The sequence below is a fragment of the Luteibacter sp. HAY1-4A genome (assembly GCF_056755355.1).
In genome coordinates, this window is sequence record NZ_JBNDHZ010000045.1 from 20,374 (window position 1) to 34,203 (window position 13,830).

The window sequence follows — 13,830 nt, forward strand, 5'->3', positions numbered from 1 at the left end:
TCATGGGTGCAGCCGTGCAGGGCTAAGCATCTCCGCCGTGATGCCCTGGTCCACCAGATGCCACGGCATCGGCCGCCCCAGGATCATCGAGGCGCAAGCCTCCGCCATGGCCGCGCTCGTCTGGATGCCGTAGCCGCCCTGTGCCGCCAGCCAGAAGAAGCCTTCGGCATCGGGCGCGAAGCCTCCCACCAGATCGCCGTCGGCGACGAAGCTGCGTAGTCCGGCCCATGTGCGCGTGGGGCGGCGGATCGTCATCGTGGTGGCTTCCTCGATGCGATTGATGCCGAGCGCGACGTCGTATTCCTCGGGCTGCACGTCGTGCGGATGCGTGGGATCGGCATTTGCCGCCGATCCCAGCAGGAGGCCCGCGTCGGGCTTGAAGTAAAAGGTCTCGTCGATATCCACCACGAACGGCCATGACTCGATGGCGAGGCCTTCCGGCGGTGCGAAGGTGAAGGCGGAACGGCGTCGCGGTTCCAGTCCGATCGGCGTCACGCCGGCCATGCCTGCGAGGATATCCGCCCAGGCACCTGCGGCATTCACGACGACAGGTGCGCGCCACGTCTCGTTGATTACCCAAAAGCCGCTTTCGCGCTGGATCGACCGCACGTCGGTGTCGACTTGCAGCATCACCCCGTTGGCCTTCGCGCCGCGCAGGAATCCCTGGTGCAGTTCGTTGACGTCGATATCGGCGGAGTCAGGCTCGAAGAAGGCGACTTGCGCCGCTTCCGGACGGAGGACGGGCACGCGCTCCCGCACATCCGAGCCGGTCAGCAGGGAAAGCGACGGCGTGTACTGCCGCACCGCTTCGTACTCCGCACGCACGCGTTCCGCCTGCTCGGCACTGCCGATGACCAGTGCGCCGCGCCGATGCAGGATGGGATGGGTTGCGAAGCCCGCCGGCGGCCGTTCCAGGAAGGGACGCGTTGCGCGGCTGAGGGCCCGAACCTGGGGTGAGCCGTAGCTTTCGCTGAAGTGGGCCGCGGAGCGGCCGGTGGTGTGGAAGCCGGCGAACGGTTCTCGCTCCAGCAACGCCACCCGCGCGTGGGGGGCCAGGAACCACGCCACCGATGCGCCGGCGATACCGGCGCCGACAACGATGACGTCCAGTTGCTTCGTGCTCATGCCTTGTCCTTGGATGATTGCGCCGCGACGACGCTGGTGGCCGCGAGATCGGCGGTGACGTTGCCCAGCGTGGCGAGGGTGTCGGGAAGCGTGTCCACCGCCAGCATCAGGCCGAGCGGCCCGATGGGCAGCCCCATCGCTTGCGCGACGGGTACGTTGGTCGCGATGAAGGTGACCTGGCCCGGGAGTCCCACGGAGCCGAGGCTGATCACCACCGCGAGCGCGGCCCCCGCGGCCAGTTGCGCTGTCCCGAGGTCGATGCCGAGCGCCCATGCGATGAAGCAGGACGAGACGATGTACTGCACCGGGCTGGTGAGGCGGAACAGGGACACGGCCATCGGCAGTACCAGCGACGTGACGGCGGTGGGATAGCCGAGCCGCCGGTCGGCGCTCTCGATCATCGCCGGCAGCGACGCGAGCGAGGACTGCGTGCTGGCCGCCACGACCTGCGCCGGCGCTATCGCCGAGGCGAAGCGTACGAAGGGTTCACGTCCCCAGATCCGCGCCACCACGAGCATCAGCGCGGTGACGATGATGTACACGATGCACTCCACCAGCACGTAGACACCTAGCGCACCGAGCATGTGCAGCCCGGCGCGGGCGCATACGGAAAGGATCAGGGCGAACACCCCGAACGGCGCGACCAGCAGCACCCAGCGTACGACGACGATCATCGCGTCGGCGATGGCGCGGAAGAACTCCACGGCAAGCGCGCGCCGCTCCGGGGCGATGCGGGTGAGCGCAAAGCCGAGGAACATCGCGAAAACCACCAGCGGCAGCATGGCGCTTTGCGCCGCGGCCATGATCGCGTTGGTGGGAACGATGCCGGCGAGCCAGTCCGACCAGCCGATAGGCGCGGTGGTGGCCAGCTGTCCGGTGGCCGCGCCGAGGGCGGCACGCAGGGATTCGCTGCGTGGGAACAGCAGGAACAGTTCGGGCGCGGTCACGGCCGCGACGGCGGCGCCGAGCGCGAGCAGCACGAGGAACACCACGATGGCACGCCGAGCGATGCGTCCGGACGCCGCGGCATCGGTCGCGGTGTTCGCGCCGACCACGACGAGCGAAAGCACCAGCGGCACCACGGTCATCTGTAGCGCGCTGAGCCAGAGCTTGCCGAGCGGTTGCACCGCGTCGGCCACGCGAATGGCGGCTTCCGGTGTCCAGTGGGCGAGGGCGATGCCGGCGGCTGCGCCCAGCGCCAGGCCGAGCAGGATGCGTTGGGTGGCGGTCATGGGGCCGGCAGGTTCCAGGCTTCGCGCAGGCGCGCGTATTCGGTCTTGGGAAGCAGCACGAAGACAGGCTTCTTGCTGGGATCGAGCCAGCCGAGCAGACGCTCCATGGTGCTGTCGGTCATGGCGGTACAGCCCACGGTGGGTGACGTGGGCGACTTCCACAGGTGGGCGAAGATGCAACTGCCCGCGCCCTTGCGGCCTTCAGAATTGTGTTCGATCACGAAGCCGATGCGGTAGGCCCGGTCGCCGTCGAAGTGCAGGTCGCGGCGCATCGGTTCCGTGGCACCGGCAATGGCGCTCTCGCCCACCTGGTCGGCGTCGACGATGCGGTTGTAGTACGGCGAGCTGTCCACGTCCACGCAGTAGTCCGATTCCTTCAGGCCGCGATAGGGCATGGCGGTAGGATTGGTCTCCGCATAGCCGAACGCGGGGCCCACGCGGAACACGCCCGCGGGACTGCGGCCGTCGCCTTCCTTCTTCAGCGGTCCGTCGTGTTCCGGAGGGTTGAGCCCGATACCCCATGCGCTTCCGCGCTTGCCGATCGTCACGTCGGTGGCGGCGCCCTCCTGTTTCCAGTGCGTGCCTTCACGAACGTATGTGCGCAAGGTGCCGTGGTCGGTGTCCCAGCCGTCGGTCGTCACCACGATCATCTGCCGCGACACGGACCATGCGGCGGGCGTCTCGAACGCGGCCGACGGCATGGTGGCGGCGAAGGCAAGGAGTCCGGCGAGGCGGGGAAGGAGGCTGGGCGACGGCATGGCGCGTTCCTGTCAGGGTTCGAGCATCTGGTGGATGCGGTCGAGGTTTTCCACCAGGCGGGCATGGCGGGCTTCGTCGCCCTCGCACAGGTGCACGAACACGGTGTCGAGCAGCTGTTGCACGGTGGACTGGTAGATCAGCGACTGTACGTAGGATGCGTCGTCGTGCGCGGCCACCGCCAGTGCGATGTCGGAGAGCGCGCGCAGCGGATTGGAGGTGTGCCGCGTAACGGTCGCCACCCGGCCGCGATGCTCGCGGAAATAGCGCGCCACCTTCACGAGGGCCGGATGCTTGCCGTGCTCGGAGAACACGATGAGGAGGTCGCCGGGCGCGGACATGGCCACCTGCGCGGCCATGCGGCCTACATCCACGTGACGGACGGCGACGATGCCAAGAAGCGAAAGGCGCGCGGCGAACCCCCGGGCGTGCAATTCGTCTTCACCCACGCCGATGAGGAAGACCTTGCCAGCCGCGTCCAGCGCGTTCACCAGCTCGCGCAGGGTGGCGGGATCGTTGATGAGGCGCGTGGCTTCTTCCGCACGCGACTTGCGCTGCCACAATGTGGCACCCAGCGAATCGTCGTCCTGACGCTCCGCCCGCGGCGCGGTATCGCCGTCCTCGTCCCCGGTGCGGCCGATGGTTTCGCCCACGGAATACTTCAGGTCCGGATAGCCACGGAAGCCGAGTTTCTGCGTGAACTTCACGACGCTGGACTGGCTGATGCCCAGCGCGCTGGCCAGTTGCTGCGAGGAATAGTCGCGCAGCAACTGGGCATTCTCGAGGATGAAATCGGCAATGCGCCGCTCCACCGCCGACATGCGGTCGCGCTCGGAACGGATCTTCACCAGCGGCGACATGTCGTGTCCTTCAGAGGGGTTCGAGCCCGCGGATTTCGCGGATGCCGAGGCCAGGGGCCTCGCTGATGGATATCTCGGATTCGTTGAAGTTCACCCCGCCATCCACCGGGTCGTAGGCGCTGAGGGAGGGACCGTCCAGGTCGACCTTCGTGATGACGTCGGACTTCGCCACCGCCACGTGCACTGCCGCCGCCACGCTGATGCTGGATTCGAGCATGCAACCGATCATGCATTCGATACCGTATAGCCCGGCTATATCCGCGATGCGGATGGCGTTGGAGATGCCGCCGGTCTTCATGAGCTTGATGTTGATGATGTCGGCGGCGCGCATGCGGATGAGGTCCATCACCTCGGCCGGGCCGAACACGCTTTCGTCGGCCATGATCGGCGTGTGCACCCGTTCGGTGACGTAGCGCATGCCTTCGAGGTCGCGTGCCTTCACCGGCTGCTCCACCAGTTCCAGCCGCACGCCCGCGTCTTCCAGCGCATGCAGCGCATACACGGCTTCCTTCGCCGTCCAGCCCTGGTTGGCGTCGAGGCGGAGCAGGGCCCGGTCTTCCACGGCGGCATAGATGGCGCGCACGCGCTCGATGTCCACACCGATGTCCTTGCCCACCTTGATCTTGAGCGACTCGAAGCCGCGCTCCACGGCCGCTACCGAGTCCGCCACCATCTTGTCGATGTAATCCACGCTGATGGTGATGTCGGTGGTGATCACCGGGTCGCCGCCACCAAGCAGCTTGTATAGGGGCGCGTTGTAGAGCTGGCCCCAGAGATCGTAGACGGCGATTTCCACCGCCGCCTTGGCGCTGGTGTTCTTCTCCATCGCACCCTGCACCAGCTTGGTGATGCGGTTGAGGTCGGCGACGTCCTGGCCGATGAGCCGCGGCGCGATGTAATGGCGGATGGCGTCCACGATGGAGCCGTGGGTGTCGCCGGTGATGACCGCGGTGGCCGGGGCCTCGCCGTAGCCCACGCGTCCGTCGTCGGTGTGCACCATCACCACGATGTCTTCGACCTTGTCCACGGTGCGCAGCGCCGTCTTGAACGGGGTCTTCAGCGGCACACGCAGCATGCCGAAGCGGATATCGGTGATTTTCATGGAGCCTCGTTGGGCAAGGTGATCAGCGGATGCGGACGATGCTGGTCATGATGTCGACGAAGGTCTTGTCATGGCTGGACATCATCGGCAGGAGGGGCGTGACCGACACTTCGTTGAGCTTCACGTGGCGAAGGCTGCCGTCGGCCTGCCGGTAGCTCATGCCGCCTACGTCATGAATGACATAGGGCTGGCCGTCGATCTTGCCGATAACCATCATCACGTGGCCGGGGATGTAGACGAGGTCGCCGACTTCCAGCGCCATCGCTGCCTTCAGCCGCTCGTCGTGGCCATTCTTGTCGGTGTAGAGCGTGTGCGTGAGCCCGGGGCTGATGCTCTGGTCGCGGGTGTTGCGCGGCATCTGCACGCCCATGCTCCGGTACACGTCCGATACGAAACCGCTGCAATCGCGGCCGTTGTACGCGTGCCCCCAGCCGTAGCGCTCGCCGAGGAACTTGAAGGCCTGGCGCACGATGTTGGCACGCGTCAGCGGCAGGTAGTCCGGCGACGAATCCTGGTTTCTCTGCAGCAGTGCCGGGTGGAACGACAGGCTGCCGTTCGCGTCGCGCACGGGCAGGCTAAGCACCCACGATGCATAGGGGCTCTGTCCGTTCACCGGCTGGTCCGGCGGCAACGTGGTATCCAGGGGCACACGGGTGCCCATGTCCAGCTGCAACTCGGAGACGGCCGGTGCCTCGGGCGTGAATACCGTGAGCGGCTTGGCGCCGGTGATTACCCGGTAAGGCGTGGCGTCGGCGTGCGCGAACACGGTCGCGGCGTCGCCATAGGCCACGTCGTCGGCGTGCAGCCACGCGGCATAGCGTGGGCTCACCACGAACAGCCATTTGCCGTCCTTGCTCGTGTGCACGGTCACTAGCGGGTCGCCAGGGAACAGGGTGCTTTCCTGGAAGCGGTCGATGTCCGTGTCGTCTGCGTGGCTGAATACACGAAGGTCGGTGGGATAGCCGCGCAGTGCGCTGCGGCGGACCGCCATGCCGTAGCGCGGGGCGACCTGCGCGGGGATGGCGTCGAGTGCGGCGTTCGCCATGACACCGTCGATCGTCGCCCCCGTGACCGGTTTACCTTCGACGTCGAACAACGGTTTGCCCGGCTTGCTGGTGAGTTTCTCGATCCAGCCCTTCACCTGGTCGCGCGGCAGCGAGGCCGGAAGGTGGCGGATGTCGTGCATCGACGGGTCGAGCCGGGCGACGCGGTCGTTCAATGCCGCGATGGCGGCGCGATCGAGCACCGGCTTGTCGGCGTCGTCGAGGCGAGCCACCCAGTAGTCGGGCGTGAGTTGGGCATCGGCGATGCCCATGACACCCGAGGGCGGTACGGGCATGTCCGCCGCCGCGACCGGCATGCTGCCGAACGACAGCGCGAGCAGCGTCGCGAGGAGGGTGGGGCGAAGCATCTTCATAGCGGGGTACCTTGTCAGGAGGCCAGCGCCGAAAGCACCGCGGCGACGACGAGACCGAATCCGGTCCCGAGGATATAACCGAGCAGGGCAAGCAGGATGCCGACCGGCACCAGCGACCGCGAATACGTGGCGGCCAGTACCGGCGTGGCGGCGACGCCACCGATGTGCGCGAGTGAGGAAATTCCACAAAGGTACAGGTCGAAGTGAAAGATACGCGCGGCGATACACAACAGTACGGCGTGCACGGCGATGACGGTGACGCCGGCAAGCAGGTAGAGCGGCGCGGCCGCGATGCCCGCGAAGCTGCTCTGCGACGCCAGCACCGCCACCACGCAGATCAGCAGGGCGCTCGACACGGACTGCGCGCCCGGTAGCCGCGCCAGTCGCGTATGCGCCGCGACGAGCCCGGCCACCGTGGCGATCAGGATCGTCCACGTCGTGGGCGACACCATGCTGCCCACCGGCATCCGCGCGCCGAGCAGCGCCGAGAGCGTGGATACCAACACCGCCAGGCCGAGCCAGAGCAGCACGCTGTCACCGGTGGCGGGCACGCGGGCAACGGTTTCGGCCACGCTCATGTCGGCGCTCGACGTGGCGCGAGTCCAGCGGTTGAAGGCGGGCGCGAGCCGCGCCACCGCGAACAGCACCACCACCCACATGGAATAACAGAGCGCGTCGGTGAGCAGGGTCGTCGCCAGCGACGTGTCTGACATGCCGATGGCCTGCTTCACCGCGATCATGTTCGCCGTGCCGCCCATCCAGCTGCCCGACAGCGATGCCAGTGGCATCCATCCGTTGCCGGGCATCCAGTGGCGATACAGGAGGAAGGTGACGACGAAGGCGGTGAACAGGCTGATGGACGTGCAGACGAAGACGCCGAGCACACGCGGTCCCAGGGCCAGGATGGCGCGCAGGTCGCAGTTGATCATCAGGAGGAAGAGCAGGGCGGGCACCATCCGCGCCACCAGCGTCTGCTGCGCCTCGTGGATCTCCGGCGTAGCCGTCCAGAACCCGGCCACCGACAGCGCGGTGACCATCAGATAGGTAAGGACGATGGGAGGAAGGATCTCGAACACCTTCCAACCGAAGCGACGTTCGATGGCCGGCCAGAACCCCGCCGCAAGCAGCATCACGGCCAGATAGGGCCAAACCGACTGGATCACGCGTCCCTCTCCCCGGGTGGTGTCGCGACGGTCGTCAGGAATATCTATTCCTAACGAAGTAGCCCGAAGCATAAATTATTGACCGCGCTTTGCAAGCATGTTACACAGCCATCACAGCACGTCCACCCACCACGGTTGCATCGGGGATACCGAACGGTGAAAGCGGCTCTACGAAACGCGATTCGACCCGCGCTGGCGGCGTGCCTGTTGGCGACGCTATCGATGGCTTCGCCCGCGAATGCGCAGGCGAGCGGTGGCTTGGTCGAAACCGACTCCATCGCCGACGCTCCGTCGAAACAGATCGATGCCGGCCACTTCAAGGATGCCGAGGCCGCCATCGCCAAGGCGCTGGCCCAGCCCGGCCTGACGCCCACCCAACGCAACGCCCTCGCATTCCAGCGCGAACGCATGCGCCGCATCCTCATCGACTTCACCCTCGATGCCGACGCGGTGAAAACTCGCCTGCGCAAACAGATCCCCGACCTCACCGACGCGGAGTTCGCCAAGTGGGACGACGCGGGGCTGCTCGAAAAGCAGGTGATCGACGGCCGTACCCTGTACTTCAAGCGTTCCCCGGGCAATCTCTTCCGCATCAGCGCCGAGGCCCGTGCGCGACGCAGGGAGCAGACGCCGTTCGACGACGGCCCGAACGAAGTCCTCAACGACCATCACCGTGCGGTTCGCGAAGCCGCGCTGGCGCAGCACACCAGCAGCGTGCTGCCGCGGCGCGAGAGCGTGACGCAGATCCTCACCGTAAAGGCGGATGCCGTGCCCGCCGGCGAGACCGTTCGTGCCTGGATCCCCTATCCGCGGGCGATCAAGGGGCAACAGGAAGATATCCGTCTCGTGTCCAGCGACCCTTCCGGCGCGAAGGTGGCGCCGGAGTCGACCATGCAGCGCACCGCATACTTCGAAAAGAAGGCCGTGGCGGGCAAGCCGACCGAGTTCTCCATCACCTATGAGCTGACTCTGTACGCCCGCTACGTCGACATCGATCCGGACAAGGTCGTGCGTGCGCCGATCACGCCCGAACTGGCGCCCTTCGTGGCGGAGCGGGCACCGCACATCGTGTTCACCGATGCCATGCGCGCCTATTCGAAGCAGGCGGTGGGGAACGAAACGAACCCTTACCGCATCGCCCAGAAACTGTTCGCCGCCGTGGATACCATTCCGTGGGCGGGTGCGCGCGAATACTCGACCATTTCCAACATCGGCGACTACACGCTGCACGCCGGGCACGGCGACTGCGGCGAACAGACCCTCTTGCTGATCACGCTGCTGCGCCTCAATGGCATCCCGGCGCGCTGGCAGTCGGGCTGGATCTTCTCCGACGGCAAGTACAACAACATCCACGATTGGGGGCAGGTCTACCTTGCGCCCTATGGGTGGGTTCCGATGGACGTGACCTTCGGCCGCCTGGCGGCCGGGGCGAACGCAAAGCCGGGCGACGACAAGCTCGAGTGGTTCTACCTCGGCGGCCTGGATGCCTATCGCATTGCCTTCAACGACGATTTCTCGCGGCCGTTCGTGCCGGCGAAGACCTTCTTCCGCTCGGAAACGGTCGATTCGCAGCGCGGCGAAGTCGAATGGAAGGGCGGCAACCTGTATTTCGACCAGTGGGATTACGACTTCCGTTGGCATCGTGTCGACAAGCCGGACGGGGGCGGCGACACGACGCACTGACGGCACCGCACGACAACCCGAAACATCATCTTATGGGAGTGGGGAGATGGGGGATATCAAGACGAACCGGCGTGCATTGCGCCACGGCGCCTTGTGCATGGCGATCGGCCTCGGCCTCGCCGTTTCCGGCGCCGCCTTCGGCGCGAATACCGACGGCTCGATCGTCGGCCGGACCAAGGCCGGGGCCACCGTCACGGTGCGCGATCCCGGCACCGGCCTGACCCGAACGGTAACCGCCGACGCGGACGGCAATTTCCGCTTCCCGTTCCTGCCGGTCGGTCATTACCAGCTCGACAGCAGCGTGGACGGCAAGCCGGTGAGCACCACCACCGAGGTGAATGTGAGCCTCGGCAATGCGACCACGGTGAACCTCGTGGAGCGTGGCAATACCGGCACGACCCAGCTCGAGGGTGTGCAGGTGAGCGCGCCGGTGGTGATCAACGCGGTGGACGTCAGTTCCACGGAAATCGCCACGAACGTCAGCCGCGAGGAAATCCGCCGCCTGCCGGTGGACCAGAACGTGCAGGCCGTGGCCTTGCTGGCGCCGGGCGTGAACAAGGGCAATGCCGGTTTCGGCGGCATCTCCTTCGGCGGTTCCTCCGTGGCCGAAAACTCGTTCTACGTGAACGGCCTCAACGTCACCGACTTCTACAACCGCAATGGCTTCTCCGAAGCGCCGTTCGCCTTCTACCAGGAGTTCCAGGTAAAGACCGGCGGGTACTCGGTGGAGTTCGGCCGCACCACCGGCGGCGTGGTGAATGCCGTCACCCGCTCGGGCACCAACGAATTCAAGGCCGGCGCGGAGATGACCTTCGAGCCGAGCGACTGGCAAGCCACCACGAAGAACCGCTACTGGGACGGCGAGCGCTATATCACCTCGTCCGAGGACCACTACTCGCGCACGAAGATGAATGTGTATGCGTCGGGTCCGATCGTGAAGGACAAGCTGTTCTTCTTCGCGATGTACGAGGCGCGCGGGTACACGCCGCAGAACACCGACAACCAGGGCACGATCCTCACCCAGAACGACACCGACTCCGGTTTCTGGGGCGCGAAGATCGACTGGCACATCAACGACAAGAACCTGCTCGAGTTCATGGCCTTTTCGGACAAGGACAAGAACGAAGGCTCTGTCTATCCCTACGACTTCGCCACGCACACCAAGGGGCCGAAGAACGACGTCATCACCAGCGATACGGGCGGCAGGAACTGGAACGGTACCTTCACCAGCTATCTCGTCGACAACCTGTCGATGAAGCTGATGTATGGCCGCAACGAGCGCGAAGCCTATACGCGCGGCCTTGCCGACGCCGAATGCAATCCGGTACGCATCGACGACAACTCCGACGCGCCGGACGTGCCGCTGGGCTGCAGCTCGAGCACCATGGTGGAAAAACGCAACGACACGCGCAAGCAGGGCCGCGCCGACTTCGAGTGGACGCTTGGCGACCACCTCGTGCGCTTCGGCTACGACCACGAAGTGGATACCTCGCAATACGACCGCCATTATCCCGGCCCAGGCGCGTACTACTACAGCATCGTGCATGCCGATCCGGGTTCGACCATCGAGAACGATGGCGTCATGCCGCCCGGCTACGACATGTACGTGCGTCAGCGCCGCTACAACATCGGCGGTACGTTCGAGACCTCGAACAATGCGTACTACGTCGAGGACAACTGGAATATCACGCCGGACTTCCTGCTTAACGTGGGCCTGCGCAGCGACTCCTTCGACAACAAGACGGCCGAAGGCAAGAGCTACATCAAGGTCGACAACATGATCGCGCCGCGCCTGGGCTTTTCCTGGGACCTGAACGGCGACGGCAGGACGAAGATCTTCGGCAACCTGGGCCGCTACTACCTGCCCGTGGCCAACGTGATCAACATCAAGCAGGCTGGCGGCCTGCTGGACGAGCGCACGTTCTATACCTTCGAGGGCTACCAGTTCCTGGAGCGCAACGGCTCGCAGTACGCGGTGCCCATCCTCGGCCAGCAGATCGGCGCGGTGGACACCTCGCAGGGCAACGGCACCGTCGGCGACCTGCGCGCGGAAGTGGACAAGAACATGGATCCCGTCTACCAGGATGAGGCCATCCTGGGCTTCCAGCAGATGATCACGGACAAGTGGTCGTGGGGCGTGAGCGGCACCTACCGCAAGCTGCACGACGCCATCGACGACATGGAGATCAGTGCCACGCCGCAATGCGGCGGTGACGGCTACATCGGTTACGTCATGGGCAACCCGGGCCGTAACGTTACCGTGTATGGCGACACCAACTGCGACGGTACCCCTGATGGCTACATCACCATCGACACCGCGAAGCAGGGGTGGGCGCTTTACGACGCCTCGGGCAACTACCTCGGCCAGCGCGGCTGGAAAAAGCCGCGCCGCACGTTCGGTTCCCTGGAGTTCCAGGTAGACCGCGCGTGGGATGAGAAGTGGATGTTCAATGCGTCGTACGTGCTCTCCTGGAGCCGCGGCAACGCCGAGGGTCCGGTGAACTCCGACACGAACTTCGACGATACCGGCCGCACCGAGAACTTCGACGATCCGTGGGTGAACCTGTCCGGCGGTTACCTGCCGAACGATCACCGCCACCAGTTCAAGCTGCGCGGTACCTATGCGATCAACAGCCAGTGGCAGGTGGGTGCCGACGTGACGGCGCTTTCCGGAAGCCCGATCACCGCCTATGGCGTGGGCAATCCGTTCGACAAGACGTCGTATCACAGCTACTTCATCTGCGTGGAGAACTGTTCCGATCCGGTGTCGGAGAATCGCGTGTACGTCGAGTCGTCGCGCGGCGCGAAGCGCACGCCGTGGACCTTCAACCTAAACGCCAGCATCACCTACCTGCTGCCGCTGGACGAGAAGAACAACCTCCGCGTGAAGTTCGCCGTGTACAACCTGCTGAACCAGCAGCGCACCACGGGCGTCGATCAGGACCTGCAGACCTCGATCGGCAGCTTCAGCAATACGTACCTGCAACCGATCCGCTTCCAGCCGCCGCGCTTCGGACAGCTGACCGTCTCGATCGATTTCTGAAGCTCGTTGTAGGAGCCGCCATGGCGGCGAGAAGCCAACGGAGCGGTGATGCGGTGAGGTGCGTTTCCCTCGCCGCCATGGCGGCTCCTACACAATGACCAGGAGGATGGGATGAAACGAGCGCTGGGGTTGGCACTGCTGTTTTGTGCAACGGCGCACGCACAGGACCACCCGCTCACCCTCGACACGCACGTCGACATCCCCCTGTCGTACATGCAGGACCCGAAGTTCGACGCGGGCAAGGATGGCCCGCTCAAGGTGGATCTGCCGAAGATGCGCCGCGGCGGGCTCGATGCGGCGTTCTTCGTCATCTACGTGGAACAGGGCCCGCTCACCCGGGCAGGGTACGCCAAGGCCGTGGCGCAGGCGGCGCGCAAGTACGACGCTATCGACCTGATGCTGAAGCGCTACCCCGACCAGATCCGGCTGGCGCGTACGCCCGACGACGTGCGTGCCAACAAGGCGGCAGGCCGCCTGTCGGCGATGATCGGCATCGAGAACAGCTATTCGCTCGGGCATGACCTGAAGCGCCTCGACGCGGCCTATGCGCGGGGAGCGCGCTATGTGGGCCTGGCGCACGTCGGCAACAACGACCTCTGCGGCAGTTCACTGCCGAACAAGGATCTCGGCGACAAGCCCGACAGCAACCTCGGCCTCAGCGATTTCGGCCGGCAGGTGGTCCGTCGCGCCAATGCACTGGGCATGATGGTGGACGTGTCGCACGCGTCGGACGCCTGCGTACGCGACGTGCTGGCGCTGTCCACCGCCCCGATCATCGCGTCCCATTCCTCGGCGCGCGCCATCACCGACCACCCGCGCAACCTCCCCGATGACCTCTTGCAAGCCATCGCGGCAAAGGGCGGCGTGATCCAGGCGGTGGCGTACAAGGAGTTCCTGAAGAAGGACCCCGCCCGCGAAGCCGCCGAGAAGGCGTTGCAATCCCGGGTTGCGCATGAAGCGGGTGACAAGTCCTACGATAGCGAGAAGCACGATTACCTTCCGGCGTACATCGAGGGCATGAAGGCCATCCAGCGCGAGCATCCGCTGGCCACGCTGGACGACTTCCTCGATCACATCCAGCACATGGTGAAGGTGGCCGGCATCGATCACGTCGGTATCGCCTCCGACTTCGACGGCGGCGGCGAAATCACCGGCTGGATGGATGCGTCCGAGACGCGCAACGTCACCGCAGGCCTGAAGCGCCGCGGTTTCTCCGACGACGACATCGCGAAAATATGGAGCGGCAATTTGCTGCGCGTCTGGGCCGCCGACGAGGCCGCGGCGACGGCGTCGCTGGACATGTTGGTGGACGAAGCCATCGCCCGCTATGACATCCCGGGCATCGCGGTGGGCGTCATCGCGGACGGAAAAGTCGTCTACACGCGAACCGCCGGCACGCTGGCGGCCGGATCGGGGCGCAAGGTCGACAACCGCACGCTGTTCAAGATC

General features: G+C 65.6%; 10 protein-coding genes. 3 read left to right on the top strand and 7 right to left on the bottom strand.

What is annotated here, in order from left to right; all coding sequences use genetic code 11:
* Genes ACPYOD_RS14835 through ACPYOD_RS14865 form a run of 7 tightly spaced genes read right to left on the bottom strand, consistent with a single transcriptional unit; the run spans position 1 to position 7,655 of the window.
* Entirely contained in the window at positions 1 to 1,125 is a 1,125-nt protein-coding gene (locus ACPYOD_RS14835) for an NAD(P)/FAD-dependent oxidoreductase (protein WP_481302486.1), read from the bottom strand.
* Entirely contained in the window at positions 1,122 to 2,357 is a 1,236-nt protein-coding gene (locus tag ACPYOD_RS14840; RefSeq protein WP_481302487.1) for a dicarboxylate/amino acid:cation symporter, read from the bottom strand. Before ACPYOD_RS14840 ends, ACPYOD_RS14835 begins: the two co-directional genes overlap by 4 nt.
* Positions 2,354 to 3,115, bottom strand: coding sequence for a L,D-transpeptidase family protein (locus tag ACPYOD_RS14845; RefSeq protein ID WP_481302488.1), 762 nt, complete (start codon positions 3,113 to 3,115; stop codon positions 2,354 to 2,356). Before ACPYOD_RS14845 ends, ACPYOD_RS14840 begins: the two co-directional genes overlap by 4 nt.
* A 12-nt stretch (positions 3,116 to 3,127) precedes the next feature.
* The gene (locus ACPYOD_RS14850; RefSeq protein ID WP_481302489.1) at positions 3,128 to 3,973 is read right to left on the bottom strand and encodes a MurR/RpiR family transcriptional regulator; all 846 of its coding nucleotides are present in this window, start codon (positions 3,971 to 3,973) and stop codon (positions 3,128 to 3,130) included.
* A 10-nt stretch (positions 3,974 to 3,983) separates the two neighbouring features.
* Positions 3,984 to 5,075, bottom strand: a complete 1,092-nt coding sequence (locus tag ACPYOD_RS14855; RefSeq protein WP_481302490.1) for a dipeptide epimerase — start codon at positions 5,073 to 5,075, stop codon at positions 3,984 to 3,986.
* Between the two features lie 22 nt (positions 5,076 to 5,097).
* Complete coding sequence (locus ACPYOD_RS14860) at positions 5,098 to 6,486, bottom strand: C40 family peptidase (protein WP_481302496.1); 1,389 nt, start codon at positions 6,484 to 6,486, stop codon at positions 5,098 to 5,100.
* A gap of 20 nt (positions 6,487 to 6,506) precedes the next feature.
* Positions 6,507 to 7,655, bottom strand: a complete 1,149-nt coding sequence (locus ACPYOD_RS14865; protein ID WP_481302491.1) for a DUF819 family protein — start codon at positions 7,653 to 7,655, stop codon at positions 6,507 to 6,509.
* 222 nt (positions 7,656 to 7,877) lie between these two features.
* Between ACPYOD_RS14865 and ACPYOD_RS14870 the strand changes: the two genes are divergently transcribed.
* The 3 genes from ACPYOD_RS14870 to ACPYOD_RS14880 form a co-directional block, all read left to right on the top strand.
* Positions 7,878 to 9,338 (top strand): transglutaminase-like domain-containing protein, encoded by a 1,461-nt coding sequence (locus tag ACPYOD_RS14870; RefSeq protein WP_481302492.1) that lies wholly within the window; start codon positions 7,878 to 7,880, stop codon positions 9,336 to 9,338.
* A 46-nt stretch (positions 9,339 to 9,384) separates the two neighbouring features.
* Complete coding sequence (locus tag ACPYOD_RS14875) at positions 9,385 to 12,381, top strand: TonB-dependent receptor (protein WP_481302493.1); 2,997 nt, start codon at positions 9,385 to 9,387, stop codon at positions 12,379 to 12,381.
* Positions 12,382 to 12,492: 111 nt separating this feature from the next.
* The coding region (locus ACPYOD_RS14880) for a dipeptidase (protein ID WP_481302494.1) at positions 12,493 to 13,830 on the top strand (1,338 nt) is incomplete at its 3' end.